The organism is Enterobacter sp. 01-M-02-SI-ECC (assembly GCF_047530595.1).
GTDB lineage: Bacteria > Pseudomonadota > Gammaproteobacteria > Enterobacterales > Enterobacteriaceae > Enterobacter > Enterobacter cloacae_M.
This window is the reverse complement of sequence record NZ_JBLKCZ010000026.1, coordinates 15454-33672: the sequence shown is the minus strand read 5'-3', so window position 1 is coordinate 33672 and position 18219 is coordinate 15454. Positions and strand designations below refer to the sequence as shown.

The 18219-nt window shown below is 55.1% G+C and carries 16 protein-coding genes; 6 read left to right on the top strand and 10 right to left on the bottom strand.

Annotated elements, in window-relative coordinates; genetic code table 11:
- Window positions 1-4 precede the first annotated feature (4 nt).
- Complete coding sequence (gene rppH / locus ACMWLG_RS22095) at window positions 5-535, bottom strand: RNA pyrophosphohydrolase (protein WP_013098553.1); 531 nt, start codon at window positions 533-535, stop codon at window positions 5-7.
- Between the two features lie 683 nt (window positions 536-1218).
- Here rppH and mutH point away from each other — a divergent pair.
- From mutH to ACMWLG_RS22080, 3 genes are all read left to right on the top strand, one after another.
- Entirely contained in the window at window positions 1219-1911 is a 693-nt protein-coding gene (mutH, locus tag ACMWLG_RS22090) for a DNA mismatch repair endonuclease MutH (protein WP_045404606.1), read from the top strand.
- Window positions 1912-2039: 128 nt separating this feature from the next.
- The gene (locus ACMWLG_RS22085) at window positions 2040-2258 is read left to right on the top strand and encodes a YgdI/YgdR family lipoprotein (RefSeq protein ID WP_008499668.1); all 219 of its coding nucleotides are present in this window, start codon (window positions 2040-2042) and stop codon (window positions 2256-2258) included.
- Between the two features lie 131 nt (window positions 2259-2389).
- The gene (locus ACMWLG_RS22080) at window positions 2390-3430 is read left to right on the top strand and encodes an NADP(H)-dependent aldo-keto reductase (protein WP_023309049.1); all 1041 of its coding nucleotides are present in this window, start codon (window positions 2390-2392) and stop codon (window positions 3428-3430) included.
- Between the two features lie 93 nt (window positions 3431-3523).
- Here the strand turns inward: ACMWLG_RS22080 and lplT are convergent, their stop codons facing one another.
- Both lplT and aas read right to left on the bottom strand, forming a co-directional pair.
- Complete coding sequence (gene lplT, locus ACMWLG_RS22075) at window positions 3524-4717, bottom strand: lysophospholipid transporter LplT (protein ID WP_047060028.1); 1194 nt, start codon at window positions 4715-4717, stop codon at window positions 3524-3526.
- Complete coding sequence (gene aas, locus ACMWLG_RS22070; RefSeq protein ID WP_414763031.1) at window positions 4710-6869, bottom strand: bifunctional acyl-ACP--phospholipid O-acyltransferase/long-chain-fatty-acid--ACP ligase; 2160 nt, start codon at window positions 6867-6869, stop codon at window positions 4710-4712. The genes lplT and aas overlap by 8 nt, the downstream gene beginning before the upstream one ends.
- A 623-nt stretch (window positions 6870-7492) precedes the next feature.
- Here aas and galR point away from each other — a divergent pair.
- Window positions 7493-8509: an HTH-type transcriptional regulator GalR gene (galR, locus tag ACMWLG_RS22065; RefSeq protein WP_023309052.1), complete on the top strand. Its 1017-nt coding sequence runs from the start codon at window positions 7493-7495 to the stop codon at window positions 8507-8509.
- Here galR and ACMWLG_RS22060 read toward each other — a convergent pair.
- Window positions 8470-8946 (bottom strand): GNAT family N-acetyltransferase, encoded by a 477-nt coding sequence (locus tag ACMWLG_RS22060; RefSeq protein ID WP_032668263.1) that lies wholly within the window; start codon window positions 8944-8946, stop codon window positions 8470-8472. The two genes, galR and ACMWLG_RS22060, sit on opposite strands and share 40 nt — an antisense overlap.
- Window positions 8947-9175: 229 nt before the next feature.
- On the opposite strand from ACMWLG_RS22060, the gene ACMWLG_RS22055 reads away from it, so the two are divergent.
- On the top strand, window positions 9176-10213 hold the full coding sequence (locus tag ACMWLG_RS22055; protein WP_045404611.1) for a LacI family DNA-binding transcriptional regulator: 1038 nt from the start codon (window positions 9176-9178) through the stop codon (window positions 10211-10213).
- On the opposite strand, the gene lysA is transcribed toward ACMWLG_RS22055, so the two are convergent.
- On the bottom strand, window positions 10183-11445 hold the full coding sequence (lysA, locus tag ACMWLG_RS22050) for a diaminopimelate decarboxylase (protein WP_045404613.1): 1263 nt from the start codon (window positions 11443-11445) through the stop codon (window positions 10183-10185). The two genes, ACMWLG_RS22055 and lysA, sit on opposite strands and share 31 nt — an antisense overlap.
- A gap of 121 nt (window positions 11446-11566) precedes the next feature.
- On the opposite strand from lysA, the gene ACMWLG_RS22045 reads away from it, so the two are divergent.
- Window positions 11567-12493, top strand: coding sequence for a LysR family transcriptional regulator (locus ACMWLG_RS22045; RefSeq protein ID WP_045620003.1), 927 nt, complete (start codon window positions 11567-11569; stop codon window positions 12491-12493).
- On the opposite strand, the gene ACMWLG_RS22040 is transcribed toward ACMWLG_RS22045, so the two are convergent.
- From ACMWLG_RS22040 to kduI, 5 genes are all read right to left on the bottom strand, one after another.
- Window positions 12488-13180: an aspartate/glutamate racemase gene (locus ACMWLG_RS22040; RefSeq protein WP_045404617.1), complete on the bottom strand. Its 693-nt coding sequence runs from the start codon at window positions 13178-13180 to the stop codon at window positions 12488-12490. The genes ACMWLG_RS22045 and ACMWLG_RS22040 overlap by 6 nt on opposite strands.
- Before the next feature lie 88 nt (window positions 13181-13268).
- Window positions 13269-14393, bottom strand: a complete 1125-nt coding sequence (gene wzz(fepE), locus ACMWLG_RS22035; RefSeq protein ID WP_045404620.1) for an LPS O-antigen length regulator Wzz(fepE) — start codon at window positions 14391-14393, stop codon at window positions 13269-13271.
- A gap of 203 nt (window positions 14394-14596) precedes the next feature.
- Window positions 14597-16018 carry a sugar porter family MFS transporter gene (locus tag ACMWLG_RS22030; protein WP_023309060.1) on the bottom strand — a complete coding sequence of 474 codons (1422 nt, stop codon included), beginning with the start codon at window positions 16016-16018 and terminating at the stop codon, window positions 14597-14599.
- A 312-nt stretch (window positions 16019-16330) separates the two neighbouring features.
- A complete protein-coding gene (gene kduD / locus ACMWLG_RS22025) occupies window positions 16331-17092 on the bottom strand; it encodes a 2-dehydro-3-deoxy-D-gluconate 5-dehydrogenase KduD (RefSeq protein WP_023309061.1) in 762 nt (253 codons plus the stop codon).
- 63 nt (window positions 17093-17155) lie between these two features.
- A complete protein-coding gene (kduI, locus tag ACMWLG_RS22020; RefSeq protein WP_045620005.1) occupies window positions 17156-17992 on the bottom strand; it encodes a 5-dehydro-4-deoxy-D-glucuronate isomerase in 837 nt (278 codons plus the stop codon).
- Between the last annotated feature and the right edge of the window lie 227 nt (window positions 17993-18219).

Genomic DNA, 18219 nt, shown 5'->3' with positions numbered 1-18219 from the left:
TAGCTTAACCTCTTTTACGTCGCCATGCAGGTGCGCTCTGCGGCTTAGGCGGGATCTCCTGCAGCTGCATGACCACACTTGCAAACTCTTTCATCACCCTACGGTAAACATCGCGTTTAAATGACACGACCTGACGAACAGGATACCAATAGCTCACCCAGCGCCAGCCATCGAACTCCGGCGTACTGCTGGTTTGCATATTGATGTCTGAATCGTTGCCCACCAACTGCAACAGAAACCACTTCTGTTTCTGGCCGATACAAACCGGCTTTGTGTCCCAACGCACCAAACGTTTCGGTAACTTGTAACGCAACCAGTTGCGGGTCGAAGCCAGGATGCGAACATCTTTTCGGCTTAAACCGACCTCTTCAAAAAGCTCCCGGTACATCGCTTGTTCTGGGGACTCTCCCGGATTGATCCCGCCTTGCGGGAACTGCCAGGAGTGCTGACCATATCGCCGGGCCCACATTACCTGGCCCTGACGATTACAAATTACTATTCCTACGTTCGGGCGGTAGCCATCGTCATCAATCACCGGACTACCCCAAACTAAACCTTATATATGAATGATTGTTTCACACTACAGGGAGGCGGTAAACCACTCTCTTACAGGGCTGCAACCTAATAACATTTGAATAACTCACAAATAAGTGCTGAGTTATAAACAGATGAGAGGCGGTGAAGGGAATTTTATTCACCTTTTCTGTGGATATAGTTGTGAAGAAGTGTCTGATTACCGATGAACAACCTCAAACCCTGTTTTGCCAACGCTTTCGCATCATTCAAATAATTCAATATTTTTCATAAAGTTAAATGTATTTTTATGAACAAAAAACAGAATAGCGTGACGATCGTCACATCAGGGATCGTCGTACTGATGAAAGATCGAACAGCGTCGGTTTTATCCACAGATTGTGCCAATAAGTTAGTCACAATTTGTTTGAAAATTCGATTTTCATCGCACGTCAAGGCTGTAAATTGAAACAGTAGTCAGGGTTATACCCAGTTATCCCATTTTTCTGTGGATAACATGGTGTAAGATCCTGTTCATTGTCAGTGACCAGATTTGAACAACCGGTTTTCTGAGTCTGGTGAAACGATTTAAAAGCAATAAAAAAACCTATAAATCATATACATGGAATATTGGTACAGAAATAGTTAAACTCTATCCACAGGGGACAATTTCTTCGTTTATTTTTTAATCAAAAGGTTACCTTCATGCATCCGCTTACACCCTTGCTCTCACCGCCGTCCAGCGAGGGCCAGTTGCTACAGCAGGCACAGCGTCTGGCAGGCTTTTCGCTTGGCGAGCTGGCGGCATTGGCAGGGCTTCAGATCCCGAAGGATCTAAAACGGGATAAAGGCTGGATCGGCATGCTGCTCGAGCTGTGGCTGGGCGCCAGCGCAGGGAGCAAACCCGAGCAGGATTTTGCAGCGCTTGGCGTGGAGTTAAAAACCATCCCCATAGACAGCCAGGGCAAGCCCCTTGAGACCACCTTCGTCTGCGTTGCGCCACTAACCGGCAACACCGGCGTGACGTGGGAAACCAGCCACGTTCGCCACAAGCTGAAGCGCGTGTTGTGGGTGCCGGTTGAAGGTGAGCGTCAGATCCCCCTGGCTGAGCGTCGCGTTGGCGCGCCGCTGCTCTGGAGCCCGGACGACGATGAGGAGCAACAGCTGCGTCTGGACTGGGAGGAGCTGATGGACATGATCGTGCTTGGGCAGGTAGAGCGCATCACCGCCCGACACGGAGAAGTATTACAGCTGCGCCCGAAAGCGGCCAACAGTAAAGCGCTTACCGAGGCAATCGGCGCGCAGGGCGAGCCGATACTGACGCTGCCGCGCGGTTTTTATCTCAAGAAGAATTTCACCGGCGCACTCCTGGCACGTCATTTCCTCTTAAAAACATAGTTTTTTACTTATTTTGCGAGCTCCCAAACATAATCGACTGCTTTTTAAGATTTTACCGCTTCCTCCTGTTGCAATATCGGGTTAAAACTAAACTATGATTTGATACGCGCCAGATGAGGACGATAACGATGAAAAAATGGGCAGTGTTAGTTTCAGCAGTCGGTTTAGCGTTTGCCGTATCGGGCTGTAGCAGCGATTACGTTATGGCGACAAAAGACGGTCGAATGATCCTGACCGACGGCAAACCCGAAGTCGACGATGATACCGGTCTGGTCAGCTACCGCGACCAGGAAGGCAATAAAATGCAGATCAATCGCGACGAAGTATCGCAAATTATCGAGCGATAAACAGAGAGAGGTCAGTCGCTTGCTGGCCTTTTTGATTTTTTTCTTCCCCTTTTGCTTCCCCTCTGCCATGTTTATATTCCTTTGTCGGGCACGCCCTGACGCGGTCTATAAGTCTACTGAGGAAGCCGGCTATGCATTATCACCGTATCCCCCACAGCGCTCTGGAAATTAGCCAACTGGGGTTGGGCACGATGACATTTGGTGAACAAAACAGCGAAGCCGATGCCCATGCACAACTCGATTACGCCGTCAGCCAGGGGATTAACCTGATTGATGTCGCGGAGATGTACCCTGTTCCGCCACGTCCGGAAACGCAGGGACTTACCGAAACCTACGTCGGTAACTGGCTGGCAAAACGCGGCAACCGTGAAAAGCTGGTGATTGCCTCAAAAGTCAGTGGTCCCGCGCGCAACAACGATACCGGGATCCGCCCGAATCAGATCCTCGATCGTAAGAATATCCGCGCTGCACTGGACGCCAGCCTGAAGCGCCTGCAAACCGACTACCTCGACCTGTATCAGGTGCACTGGCCGCAGCGTCCAACCAACTGCTTTGGTAAGCTCGGCTATAGCTGGAATGAGAGTGCCCCCGCCGTAACGCTGCTGGAAACGCTGGAAGCGCTGACCGAGTGCCAGCGCGCGGGAAAAATCCGCTACATTGGCGTCTCTAACGAAACGGCTTTTGGCGTAATGCGCTATCTGCACCTGGCGGATAAACACGATCTGCCGCGTATCGTCACCATCCAGAATCCGTACAGCCTGCTTAACCGTAGCTATGAGGTGGGTCTGGCCGAAGTGACGCAATATGAAGAAGTGGAACTGCTCGCCTATTCCTGTCTCGGCTTTGGCACGCTGACGGGGAAATACCTGAACGGCGCGAAACCGGCCGGGGCGCGAAATACCCTCTTTAGCCGTTTTACCCGCTACAGCGGCGAGCAGACGCAGAAGGCCGTTGCCGCCTATGTGGATATCGCAAAGCGTCACGGTCTTGACCCTGCCCAGATGGCGCTGGCCTTCGTGCGTCGTCAGCCGTTTGTTGCCAGCACCCTGCTGGGCGCGACCACGATGGAACAGCTGAAAACCAATATTGAGAGTTTCCATCTGAACCTGAGTGAAGAGGTGTTAGCGGAGATTGAAGCGGTGCATCAGGTTTATACGTATCCTGCGCCGTAATAAAAGCAAAACGGCAACGCACGTTGCCGTTTTTAGGGTTTGCTCCCTCTCCCTGTAGGAGAGGGCCAGAGTGAGGACATCAGGCCGCACTTATCAGCGCCGACGTTGCCAGATCCACAATCCCGCAATCGCCAGCGCAAACAGCCCGCCAAACCCGACGCCAATCCCCACCACCGGCACACCGACTTTTACCGCCAGCGAGTAGAGCCCCAGCATTAGCAGCATCGCCAGGTTTTCACCCAGGTTTTGTACCGCGATGGCATTCCCCGCCCCGACGGTCTGCTTGCCACGTTCCTGCAGCAACGCGTTCAGCGGCACCACGAAGAAACCGCCCAGAATACCAATCAGGATGAGGAGGACATACGCAGGCAATAATGCATGTTGCAGCGAGAAAATCAGCACCACGACGCCAATCAGGATCCCTGCGGGCATGCAGCGTGCTACGGTCTCTAGCGTCACCAGCTTCGCCGCCGCGCCAGCTCCCACCACAATGCCGATGGCCACCATCGCGTTAAGATAGGTCGGCGTCGCGTTGTCGGTAATTCCCAGCGCCACCGGCACCCACAGCACCAGCAGGAAGCGCAGCGTGACGCCCGCCCCCCAAAACATACTGGTTCCCATCAGGGAGAAACGCGTTTCTCCGTTACGCCACAGCACGCGACAGGCGGTAAAGAAACTGCCTGTCATCGGTTTAAAGCGCCAGGATTGCCCCGGGCGAGCCACAGGTAGCTTAGGAATAAACAGGTTCGCCACAACTGCCCCGCCATACACCACCGCGCAGATGCCCAGTGCCGCCAGGACATGCCAGTCGGCCAGTACGCCGCCCGCGACGGATCCGAGCAGGATTGCGGCGATGGTTGACGACTCCATCAGGCCGTTGGCTTTCACCAGCTTATCGCCCGTGGTCAGTTCTCCGAGAATGCCATACTTAGCCGGGGAGTAAGCGGCAGCGCCAATGCCCACCAGCGTGTAACCAATAAACGGATTGAAGCCAAAGCAAATGCTGGCGGCACCCAGCAGCTTGAGACCGTTGGCAAACATCATCACCCGGCCTTTCGGGAAACTGTCCGCCACCTGCCCGACGAACGGAGCAAAGATAATGTAAGCGCCCACAAACACCATCTGCAGGATCGGCTGGCTCCAGTCGGGGTAAAACTCGGCCTTCAGCAGCGCCAGCGTGGCAAACAGCAGCGCGTTATCACCAAACGCAGAGAGAAACTGCGCGGCGATGACCGCCATCATGCCTTTTGATCTGAGCGATGTGTTAGTGTGTACTGACTCACGCATTTTGCTGTTCCGCCTCTTCAACCATGCCTTTCAGGGTCACGAAATCGGGCTTCCCGCTACCCAGCACCGGGAGCTGCTTCAGGAAGCGAATATCGCGCGGCACCGCCAGTTCAGGAATACCGTGTTCACGCGCATAGCTCAGTAACCTGTCGCGCTTAAGCTCACCGTCAGTCGTAAACAGCACCAGCGCCTCGCCTTTGCTGGCATCACTCTTCACCACCGTCGCATGCATCTTATCCGCGGAGACGGCCGTCGCCAGCTGCTCAACCATTTCCAGAGAGACCATTTCACCGGCGATTTTGGCGAAGCGCTTCGCGCGTCCCTGAATCTGTACAAAGCCTTGTTCATCAAAACGGACAATATCACCGGTGTCGTACCAGCCGGTTTCAACCTCGCCGTTGACGTTTTCAGCCGTCGGCACCTCAAGCACGCCTGGGTTTTCCACGCGCAGATAACCGTTCATCACGTTTGGCCCTTTCAGCTGCAGACGGCCACCGTCCTCAATGCCCGGCACGGCCAGCACACGCGCATCCATCCCCGGCAGAATTCGACCCACCGTACCCGGCTTCGCCGCCATCGGTACGTTAATCGAGACCACGGGAGCACACTCGGTAACGCCATAGCCTTCGAGAATGCGCAGGCCAAACTTGTCCTGCCAGATCTGACGCGTGCTCTCCTGCAGTTTTTCCGCACCGGCCACCACATACCGCACGCGATAGAAGTCATACGGATTGGCGAAACGCGCATAGTTGCCGAGGAAGGTTGAGGTGCCGAACAGAACGGTGCAGTTACGGTCATACACCAGCTCCGGCACAATCCGATAATGCAGCGGGCTTGGGTAGAGGAACACTTCTGCGCCGGTCAGCAGCGGCGTAAACAGCCCCACCGTCAGGCCAAAGGAGTGGAACAGCGGCAGCGCCGACATAAAACGGTCATTCGCGGTAAAGTCGGCAATGCTTTTGATCTGTTCAACGTTCGCCAGAATGCTCTTGTGGCTGTGGACGACGCCTTTCGGGTTGCCCTCCGATCCCGACGTGAAGAGAATGATCGCGTCATCTTCCGGCTGCTGTTTGACCTGCGCCAGACGCGGCATCAGCAGGTGAGCAAAAATCCACAGCTTGTCGCCGGTGGTCACGTCCGCTTTCAGATCCTCCAGGAAGACCCAGCGCACCTGGGTGAGCTGCTCGGGAAGATGCCAGAGCTTGCCTTTGTCCAGGAACTGACGAGAGGTAAAGACGGTATTAATCTGGGCAGCGGTGATGGCGCTGGTCAGCCCTTTCACGCCCGCCGTGTAGTTCATCATTGCCGGGATGCGCCCCCGGGAAACCGCACCAAAAATCACCGCCGCGCTGATGCCTGCGTTAGGCAGCATCAGGCCAATCTTTTCGCCCTTCATGCTGTATTTCTCAAGAATGCGGCCCACAAAGAGGGTCTTAGTCAGCAGCTTGCGATAGGTATCCGGGGTAAAGTTGATGTCTTCGATGCAGTTTTTCTTCGCGCCATAGCGGTGCTGAGCGGAAAGCAGAGATTCGTACAGCGTTTCGCGCGGACGCACGGCCATGCGCGCTTCCATCATAATCTGATGCAGCATTTCCCCGGCGATTTTACGGCGATCGCGGGCACGCGGGGCGTCCGGCATCGGTAACGACGTGGGCGGCAGAATATGCAGCGTGATTTTTGGGAACAGACGCTGCTTCACCAGCCCCTTCAGTCGGCTGAAATGGGTCAACTCTGCGCCTTCAATACGCAGCGGCACCACGGTCGCTTTTGATTTCGCTGCAACAAACCCCGCGCCATCGTAGATTTTCATCAGCGAACCGGTCACGGAGATACGCCCTTCCGGGAAAATAACCACCGGACGCCCCTGCTCAACCAGACGCACCAGATGCTTAATCATCATCGGCTTTGTCGGGTCGAGCGGCACAAAATCAATCAGCGGCGTGAGCCAGCGCATGTACCACTGCTGGCTGATAGAGGTATAGACCGCAAACACCGGGCGCACGGGTAAAAATAGCGCCAGCAGAATGCCGTCTATAAAGGAAACATGATTTGGCGTGATAAGAACGCGTTCGCCGCGAAGCGCCTGGGTATCGCCAGTAACGCGGATGCGAAAAAGAATACGGAAGAGTGTACGGAAGAACCCAAATAGCATCTCAACTCCCTTTGCCAGCCAGTGTGGAGGGTTGATAGTAAATGGTGGCAGATTACACGAGAAGTGATACGGGAGCGACAGCAAAAGTGGAGGCGAAAAAAAACCTGCGCATCCGCGCAGGTTGGTGCAAGAGATGAGTACGAAACCGTACTAAGAATTCTCACCAATCAATACCTCTGGGATCTTGATTGTGGTCGTTCGACCTGCGCTTCGCCAGCAGGAAAACGCAAGGGAATGAGCCGAAGTGCAACCAGGTGTGAATATTTTCTATTGCTGTTACAGGTTGAACTTTCAGGCAAAAAAAAACCTGCGTAAAAACGCAGGCTGGTGTAAGCGTGTTAATCAACCGGAGTTGACTCCACCTATCAATACCTCTGGGATTTCGACTGTATCAACCTCTCTAACATCCTTGCCATCGGACAATCGCAACAGCCTGACGCAAAGTGTAACCAAAGGTTCAGATTGACATTCTTCAGACATGACTGCGCGTGTAACGATTACACTACCAGTGTTGTCCTGCGTCACGTTTGTAGAGAGCGAAAATCCGCTCCCCTTGAATGGGCGGCGCTTTTCCGCAACACTATTTGGTGTGTAAACGCTTACCCCCAATAAGAAGGTAATGAATGGCGACAATAAAGGATGTGGCCCGTCTGGCAGGTGTGTCGGTGGCAACCGTCTCTCGAGTGATTAACGACTCCCCAAAAGCCAGTGACGCATCGCGCCAGGCGGTACAAACCGCCATGGAATCCCTGAATTATCATCCCAATGCCAATGCCCGCGCGCTCGCCCAGCAGTCCACCGAAACTATTGGGCTGGTAGTGGGTGATGTTTCCGACCCCTTTTTCGGCGCCATGGTGAAAGCGGTTGAACAGGTCTCTTACCAGACAGGCAATTTTTTGCTGATCGGCAATGGCTATCATAATGAGCAAAAAGAACGCCAGGCCATCGAGCAGCTGATCCGCCACCGCTGCGCCGCGCTGGTGGTTCACGCCAAAATGATCCCGGATGCCGAGCTGATTCACCTGATGAAGCAGATGCCCGGAATGGTGATCATCAACCGCATTATTCCCGGGTTTGAAAAACGCTGTGTGGCCCTCGACGACCGCTACGGCGCCTGGCTTGCGACCCGTCATCTGATTCAACAGGGCCATACCCGGATTGGCTATCTCTGTTCCAATCATCCGATTTCTGATGCGGAAGACCGCCTGCAGGGCTACTACGACGCCCTGCGCGAAAACGGCCTGCCGTGTAATGACCGTCTGGTGGCCTACGGTGAACCGGATGAGAGCGGCGGTGAACAGGCCATGACCGAGCTGCTGGGTCGCGGACGAAATTTCACGGCGGTTGCCAGCTATAACGACTCCATGGCCGCGGGGGCAATGGGGGTGCTGAATGACAACGGGATTGAGGTTCCGGCAGAAATTTCGCTGATTGGCTTCGACGACGTGCTGGTCTCTCGCTACGTGCGCCCGCGGCTGACCACCGTACGCTACCCGATTATCACCATGGCGACGCAGGCCGCCGAGCTGGCGCTAGCGCTGGCTGAACAGCGCCAGCCGCCGGATATTACGCATCTGTTTAGCCCGACGCTGGTTCGCCGTCACTCCGTTGCTTCACCTGCGGAAGCGCAGAGCGAATAACGATAGAGGTGAACCCGCGTGTTGGGGTATTCCAGCCCATCACCGATATACTGCCAGCCGTAACGTTCGTAGAAGTCGCGGCAGGCAGACCAGAGGTGCAGTTCTTCATATCCCGCCTGCGCGGCCCAGGTAATAACGTGCTGCTGTAGCTTTCCTGCCAGCCCCTTGCCTCGCGACGCGTCGTCAACGTAGAGCGCCGCCAGCCACGGAAAGAGATCCTGACGCGTGATCAAATCGCAGCGCCAGAGCCCTACCGTACCAACAAGCTTTTCGTCTTCAACGGCGATAAAGGTCAGCGGTAATGCTCCCGGCGTCTGGCTGTGCTCAATAATGCTGTGGAAAAATTCCCGGGAAAGCCCTTCGCCAAAGGCCTGCCAGAGCCAGTCGGTGACCTGCTCCGCATAGTGCGGTGCCTGGTAAAGCGGGAGGATGGCTATCTTTTTCACGTTTCACCTGCGTTTTCTCGTCTATTTGCTGGCCTGTCGCCCCAGCTCGGTTCGGCGATTACTTTACCAGAGTCAGACTATTTCGTTTTACTTCACGCAGGCCAGACGAATCGTGACCAAAAAGCGTGATCGTGGCAGAAGTTTTGCGCCTCCCGCATCGCTTATACGCCGTGAGGTCTGTGTTAAACTGCAAACCATTACGTGGAAGCAGGAATGTAGAATGGCAACAATGCTGGATGTCTCACTGCGTGCGGGCGTGTCGAAGGCTACCGTCTCGCGCGTGCTGAACGGCACAGGTCAGGTTAAAGAGAGTACGCGTCAGCAGGTCTTTGCTGCGATGGAAGAGCTGGGCTATCGCCCGAACTTTCTCGCGCGTTCGCTGGCTAACCAGACCAGCAACAGCATTGGCCTGGTCGTCTCGACCTTCGACGGCTTTTACTTTGGTCGTCTTCTCCAGCAGGCGTCGCGGCAGACGGAAACTCACGGGAAACAGCTGATCGTCACCGACGGTCACGACGCGCCGGAACAGGAAGAACAGGCCGTGCAGATGCTGGCCGATCGCCAGTGCGATGCCATCGTGCTTTACACGCGCTACATGAGCGAAAAAGCGATCGTCAAACTGATGAACACCGTGAAAACGCCGCTGGTGGTCATTAACCGCGAAGTGAGCCAGGCGCCAGATCGCTGCGTATTTTTTGAACAGCAGGATGCCGCGTTTAAGGCCGTGGATTACCTGATCGCCCAGGGCCATCGGGAGATCGCCTGTATCACCGTTCCGATCCACACCCCAACCGGGAAAGCGCGGCTGATGGGCTACCGTAAGGCGCTGGAAAAGCACGGCATTCGCCTGGACGAGCGTCGGATAAAGTACGGCGATGCGGGAATGACGCGGGGATACGAGCTGTGCAAGGAGTTGATTGCCGACGGTGTGTCGTTTAGCGCCCTGTTTGCCTGTAACGACGATATGGCCCTGGGGGCGTCCAAAGCGTTACACCAGGCAGGGCTTAAAATTCCGCAGGATATTTCACTGTTCGGCTTTGACGATGCCCCAAGCGCGAAATGGCTGGAGCCTGCGCTCTCATCGGTTTATCTGCCCATCGACAATATGATTGTCACGGCCATCGATCAGGCGATCCGGCTGGCAAAAAACCAGCCGGTCGATGCCATCCCGCCGTTTACCGGCACGCTGGTGTTACGCGATTCGGTTACAACGGGGCCCTACTTTCATCAGATGAGTTCTAAAGCCAGCAGTTCCTGAATGGTCTGACGACGACGGATCAGCCGTGCCTTGCCGTTATCAAACAGCACTTCCGGCAGCAGCGGGCGGCTGTTGTAGTTAGATGACATCGACGCCCCGTAGGCACCGGTATCATGCAGCACAAGATAATCACCCGGTTTGACCTCTGGCAGCGCGCGGGTCTCCACTTTGCCGCCTTCCTGCTGGGTAAACACGTCACCCGATTCGCACAGCGGTCCCGCAACGACCGTCTCAATCCGCGGCGCCTGCGTTAAATCACGGCCGTCGGCGGCCAGGGCGGTAATGTGGTGATAGCTGCCGTACATGGACGGACGCATCAGATCGTTAAAGCCTGCATCAATCAATACGAAGTGGCGAGACCCCATCTCTTTGACGCTGCGGACCTGCGAAACCAGCACGCCGGCTTCCGCCACCAGGAAACGACCCGGCTCAATTTCCAGTTTCACAGCATGGCCAAGATGCGCAGCGATCTGGTCACGCGCGGCGCTCCACAGACCGTAATAGTGATCGGTATCGATCGCCTCTTCACCTTCACGGTAAGGAATAGAAAGCCCACCACCTGCGGAGATGGCCTCCAGATCCTGACCAAAATCGACAACCTGACGCACCATCGCCCCGCAGACCTGCTCAAGATGCGCATAATCCACGCCAGAGCCAATGTGCATATGAATGCCGACCAGCTTCAGGTTATAACGCTGCAACACGTCAAGCGCGGCTGGCATATCGGCATACCAGATACCGTGTTTGCTGTTTTCGCCGCCAGTGTTGGTTTTTTGGCTATGACCATGACCAAAACCCGGGTTCACGCGCAGCCAGACGCGATGGCCGGGAGAAACCTTACCCAGCTGCTCCAGCATATCTACAGAGCCGGCATTCACCGGGATCTGCAGTTCGTGGACGCGCGCAAGCGTCGCATCGTCGATCACATCGGCAGTAAAGACGATCGCGTCGCTGTCGGCTTTCGGATCGAATCCGGCTACCAGCGCGCGCTCGATTTCGCCAAGCGAGACGGAGTCGACCTTCACGCCCTGCTCACGCATCAGGCGCAGAATATGAATATTGGAGCAGGCCTTCTGGGCAAAACGCACCACGTCAAACTGATGCAGAGCAGCGATCTTCTCGCGAACGATCTGCGCGTCATAGACCCACACCGGACAGCCAAACTCGGCAGGCAGGCGCAGCAGGTTGTCGGCGTTCAAATCGGTATCGGTCTGGTTCAGCGGGCGTGGCATGGTCTTCTCCGGGTAAATGCGTTTTGATGATTACGCCACAGCGCGAAGAGAATAAAAAATATCGTTTTATCGCGAGTCTATGCAAAAATGATATGGACAGTAATCTGCTTTCAGGTGCCCTATGCCCGCCGTCAATTTACGCCACATCGAGATTTTTCACGCCGTGATGACTACCGGCAATCTCACCGAAGCCGCACAGATGCTGCATACCTCGCAGCCGACGGTGAGCCGCGAGCTGGCCCGCTTCGAGAAAGTGCTGGAGCTGAAGCTGTTCGAGCGCACCCGGGGCAGGCTTCACCCGACGGTGCAGGGGTTGCGCCTGTTCGAGGAAGTCCAGCGCTCCTGGTACGGACTGGACAGAATAGTGAGTGCTGCGGAAAGCCTGCGCGAGTTTCGCCAGGGCGAGCTGTCGATCGTCTGCCTGCCCGTCTTTTCGCAATCCTTTTTGCCGATGCTGCTGCAGCCTTTTCTGGCCCGATACCCGGAGGTCAGCCTCACCATCGTGCCTCAGGAATCCCCCCTGCTTGAAGAGTGGCTTTCGGCCCAGCGTCATGATTTAGGCTTAACTGAAACCCTCTCCACGCCGGCGGGAACGGCGCGCACGGAGTTGATCTCGTTAGATGAAGTGTGCGTTCTGCCCGCAGGGCATCGGCTTGCCGGTAAGGCGGTGCTCACACCGGAGGATTTCCACGGGGAAAACTACATTAGCCTTTCGCAGACAGACAGCTACAGACAGCTGCTGGATTCGCTGTTTGCCGAGCATCAGGTCAAACGGCGAATGGTGGTAGAAACGCACAGCGCGGCTTCGATTTGCGCGATGGTGCGTGCAGGCGTCGGCGTCGCGGTGGTGAATCCGCTCACGGCGCTGGACTATGCCGGAAGCGGGATCGTCATCCGCCGCTTTAGCGTCTCCGTCCCGTTCACCGTGAGCCTGATCCGCCCGCTGCACCGTCCGGCTTCCGCGCTGGTGGACGCGTTCACCGAACACTTAAAGGAGCACGCGCGCCAGGTGGCGCTTCGCTTACCTGACCTGCAAAACCCGTTATGACAGCATAAACGCCACGGCATCCGCGGCATGGATGGCGGTGGTATCGAATACCGGGACGGGGCTTCGCTCGGCTGGCACCAGCAGGCCAATCTCGGTGCAGCCGAAGATCGCGCCTTCAGCCCCCTGCTGCGCGAGTTTATCGATGACGCTGACGTAATACGCGCGGGAAGATTCGGTGAAGGTACCGAGGCAGAGCTCGTCAAAGATAATCTGATTGATGCGCGCCCGATCTTCTTCATCCGGGATCAGGCTCTCTATCCCAAATTCACTGTTCAAACGTCCACGATAAAAATCCTGTTCCATGGTGTAGCGTGTACCCAAAAGCGCTACGCGGCACATCCCGGATGCCGCAATCGCACGCCCGGTTGCGTCCGCGATATGCAGAAACGGCAGCGAACAGCGCTCCTCAATATGCGACGCCACTTTGTGCATGGTATTGGTACAAAGCACAATACCCTCGGCGCCGGCGCGCTCCAGCCCCAGCGCCGCCTGAGCCAGAATCTCGCCGGCTTTATCCCACTCACCGCTCGACTGACAGGCTTCAATTTCATGGAAATCAACGCTGTGCAGCAGCAGGCTTGCGGAGTGCAGACCACCCAGACGCTGCTTTACCCCTTCATTAATCAGGCGGTAATAAGGGATTGTCGATTCCCAGCTCATTCCGCCTAACAGGCCGATCGTTTTCATTACCCCTCCTTATCTTTGGTCTCTTTTTTAACACAACCGATGCACATAAAAAAAGGCGCTGTATTCAGCGCCTTTTAAACTGCAGAGCTTATTCCGCTACCGGCTCCGGCGGCGAAGTACGTGCGAGCATCGCCTCGCGCAGTAAAACGCTACCGCAGGCAAACAGGCCCCCCAGAAGCGCCGCCAGGACGACCATCAGAGCCTTGCCCGGGCCATCCTTTTTCACCGGCATGGAAGGAGAGAGCTGGTACCGGAATGGCTCAAGTTTAACATCGGCAAAGGAGAGCTTTTTCAGCTGTGCGAGGTGGTATTCCCGGTTCTGGAAATCCGCATTCAGCTCGGTCACGTCCTTCAGATTTTTTTCGATCTGCAGCTTTTGCGCGATACCGTCAGCGCCGAGCGCAACGGAGTAATCCGGGTCATCTTTTACGGCCTGCCCGTTGCTGTAAACTGGTTTCTTAATGCCTGCGGCATTTGCCACTTCCAGCGAATAATTCAGTCGCTGCAGGTTGGTATTGTGAATATTAGTCAGACGGACACGATCCAGTTCCAGCTGCTGCTCAACGACATTCTTTTTCAGGGCGATCTGGTTGCGGATATTCTGCACCGTCTCTTTTTCAACAATAGCCGCGATATAATCGATGTATCCATTTAGTACGGCTTGAGCATCGTCAGCTGTCGGCGCAGTGAAGCTCAATGTCCAGGAGACAAAAGGCGCTTTATCCGCGTCTTTTCCCTGAGCGTCATTCACCGCTTTCATTCTGTCTGAAATGTTAACTATCGCCCGATGCAGCTCAAGCGGATCCACCTCGGCATCTTTAAGTTGTGACATCACGTAAGGAGAGGATTTCAGATACTCTTCAAGCAATGACTGCGACTGAAACTTTTTAATAAACATGTCAAAGACTTCCGGACGGGAAATTTTCGCGTCCACGTCAAGTACCTGCAACGCTACCATCATCTGGCGCAGCGGGTTCCACTGCGACGATTCTGCCTGAGTGATCACTGCTTTACTGGTCCACTTCTGCGGCAGTAAAAATGAAATGGCCAGCCCCGCCAGTGCAAAAGCAAGGGTAATGGTGACAATGCGTTTTTTGGCCGCCAAAAGGACCGCTAATAAACCGAAAAGATCAATTTCTTTAGCGTGTATTGCCGGGGAGGTATAACGGGGAAAATCAAGATCGGTGCTTTTTTTGATATCCATCTCAGACATAGACATTCTTCTTTTTAGGATGCGTTTCATGTTGCGCAAATAACAGCGGTGTTCCGATGATACATTATCCTAAGAATTATCCTAAGTTCAAATCCCTCTATTCATCCTTCCCTGCCAGAGTTGGTAGTGAATTTCATTACGTTATTATTGTAATGACTAACCATTTTACCAACTCTGACTTGTGTTGAACGCTTAAACAGGCATTACGATCGCACGCCGATATTCCGCAGTTTCTCCCCTGCCATCAGCTTGCGCTCGATATGTTCCAGCGTCACGCCTTTGGTTTCCGGGATCAGCCAGAACGTGACGCCAATAAACGCCACGTTCAGCACCGTATAGAGCCAGAACGTTCCCGCTGCGCCAATCGCGTCCAGCAGCGTCAGGAAGGTCGCGCCGATGATCATGTTTGATACCCAGTTGGTGGTCGTGGAGCAGGTGATGCCAAAATCACGGCATTTGAGCGGCTGAATTTCGGAGCACAGGATCCACACCACCGGCGCGGCGCTCATCGCGTAACCTGCGATACACATCATGGTCATCCCGACAGAAAGCCAGGAAAGCCCGCTTGAGGCCGTGCCGTTATCAAACTGCATCAGGCAGTAGCCGAGGATCAGCGTGCCGAGCGCCATCACGCTGAAGCCAATCTTCAGCGCCGGTTTGCGGCCCGCCTTGTCCACGGTGAACACGGCAATAAAGGTGGCGAACATGAAGGTCAGCCCGACCACCAGGGTCGCGATCATCTGCTGTTCCGTAGTGGTAAACCCGGCCATTTTGAAAATGCGCGGCGCGTAGTACATGATGATGTTCATCCCGGTGAACTGCTGCATCGCCTGCAGCAACATGCCGAGGAAGACCGCGCGGCGCACGTTGCGGTTGATCTTAAATAGCGCCCAGCCGCCCTGCTTTAACTTCAGGCTTTCGCGGATGTCGTTCAGCTCTTCGCGCGCTTTTTCCGAGGTATCGCGCAGCATGCGCAGGACCTCTTCCGCCTCCACGTGACGCCCTTTTTGCGCCAGCCAGCGCGGGCTGTTTGGCAGGAAAATCACCAGGACGATCAGCACCAGCGCCGGTAAGGCCAGCACGCCCAGCATCGCGCGCCAGTTGCCGCTGTAGCTGAAGTAGGTATCAGACAGGAACGCCAGCACAATACCCAGCGTGACCATCAGCTGATACATGCTGATCATCTTGCCGCGCACGTTTTCACTCGCCATTTCGGAGAGATAAAGCGGCGCCGTGTAGGACGCAATCCCCACCGCCACGCCCAGCAGCACGCGGGAGAGCAGGAGGATTTCAACGTTAGCGGCAAACGCCGAGCCAATGGAGCCGGCAACGAACAGAATTGCCCCGACCATCAGGCTATATTTGCGCCCCAGGCGGAACGACAGCCAGCCGTTGAACAGCGCGCCAATGGCCGCGCCGAGCATCATGCTGCTCACCACCCACTCCTGCAGGCGACTGCTGAGGGTAAAGTGATCGGTAATAAACGGTAATGCGCCGGCAATGACGCCGATATCCAGTCCAAATAACAGGCCCGCCACGGCGGCGGCAATGGAGACAAACTGGTTCATGCGGCGAGTATCGCGCAGCGCAGCGGGCATTAGGGTAGAGTCATTTATCGATGTCATATTTTTCCTGCCTCAACAGCAAAATTCGTTAACTGAAATTACGAGAAAGCGAGGAAAAGTGTCAGGCCGGAAATCGCGAAGTTATGGATTATTCCGCTACGGCATACGGTTCTGTGATGGACATTACAATTTCAACTCGTGGCGAATAATCACGTATTTTTACTAATCAGTTAATATTTAAGCAATAAAAGTGTGATTGCCGTCATTAGTGATTTTTTAGTATGGATTTTTCATCTTTATCGATATGGACTAAGCCAATTATTGCGCAAAAAAACCTCCGCCCACGGGCAGAGGTTCTTAATACGGGTGGAATTAACGCGCCAGCCAGCCACCGTCTACAGCCACGGTGTAGCCGTTGATGTAATCCGATGCGGAGGAGGCCAGGAAGACAATCGGCCCCATCAGATCGCTCGGCAGACCCCAGCGTCCTGCCGGAATGCGGTCGAGGATTTCCGCGCTACGCTGCTCGTCCGCACGCAGCTGCTGCGTGTTGTTCGTCGCCATGTAGCCCGGCGCAATCGCATTCACGTTGATGTTATGTTTCGCCCATTCGTTTGCCAGCAGGCGGGTCACGCCCATTACGGCGCTTTTGGACGCGGTGTACGACGGCACGCGGATGCCGCCCTGGAACGAGAGCATAGAGGCAATATTGATGATTTTGCCGCCTTTCCCCTGCGCAATAAAATGCTTCGCCGCCGCCTGGGACATGAAAAATACGCTCTTGATGTTCAAATCCATCACGTCGTCCCAGTCGCGTTCGCTGAAGTTGATCGCATCTTCACGCCGAATCAGCCCGGCGTTGTTGACCAGAATGTCGATATGACCGAATTCCGCTACCGCGCGATCCAGCAGTTCAGGAATGGTATCGATTTTACGCAGGTCGGCGGTCAGGCTCAGGAAACGGCGCCCAAGAGCCGTCACGCGCTCGATGGTTTCCGTAGGCTCAACGATATTAATCCCGACGATATCGCAGCCCGCTTCCGCCAGGCCTAACGCCATCCCCTGACCCAGCCCGGTGTCGCACCCGGAAACCACGGCCACTTTTCCCTGCAGAGAGAATGCATCCAGAATCATGTTTATTCCTTACTCTTTCAGAGCCTGTCACTCACAGGCAGGTTTATGCTGCACCGCCCGCGACTAGCGCAGATCGCTGACCGCAACGTGGTCCATATCATCAAAGACCTGGTTTTCACCCACCATTCCCCAGATAAAGGTGTAGGCTTTCGTCCCTACGCCGGAGTGGATGGACCAGCTCGGTGAAATCACCGCCTGCTCGTTGTGCATCACGATATGGCGCGTTTCCTGCGGCTGTCCCATCATGTGGAACACGCAGGCGTCCTCATCCATATTGAAGTAGAAGTAGACTTCCATGCGGCGCTCGTGGGTATGGCACGGCATGGTGTTCCACAGGTTGCCCGGCGCAAGCTCGGTCAACCCCATGCTGAGCTGGCAGGTCTCCAGCACGTCCGGCACGAAGTATTTATTGATGGTGCGGCGGTTGCTGGTGAGGTTGTCGCCCAGCGTCACGGGCGCGACGTCTGCCGTGGTCACTTTCCTGGTTGGGCAGGTGGCGTGAGCCGGCGCGCAGTTGTAGTAAAACTTCGCAGGCCTGCTGCCGTCGATGCTGGCAAAGACCACGTCTTTCGCCCCTTTACCCACGTACAGCGCCTCGCGATGGCCAATCTCATAGCAGTGTCCGTCTACGATGATGGTGCCCGGCCCGCCGATGTTAATCACGCCGAGTTCGCGACGCTCAAGGAAGTAGCTCACGCCCAGCTGTTTACCGACTTCACCGCCCACGGAGACGCTTTTCGTGACGGGCATAACCCCGCCCACAATAATGCGGTCGATATGGCTGTAAACCATGGTGTACCTGTCGGCCTCGAATACCTGCTCGACTAAAAATGCATTGCGCAGCCCCTGAGTATCGAGCGTTTTGGCGTGCGCACTGTGGATGCTTTCTCTGACGTCCACGGTAACCTCCAGATGTGGTCATGCCCGAAGGCGGAAATAAACGAAACATCGTTCCGTTTTTCATAATGAGCACATACTATCGGCATAAAGTGGGCTTTTCAATTATATGTAAAACAACGTTTCATTTTTATTTTTGTTTATAGCGGAAATGATGTTCGGATCACAATTCAACCGCCGGGAGAAAAAGGACGCGAAAAAAAACCTCCCGGAGGAGGTCATTTTGTTTG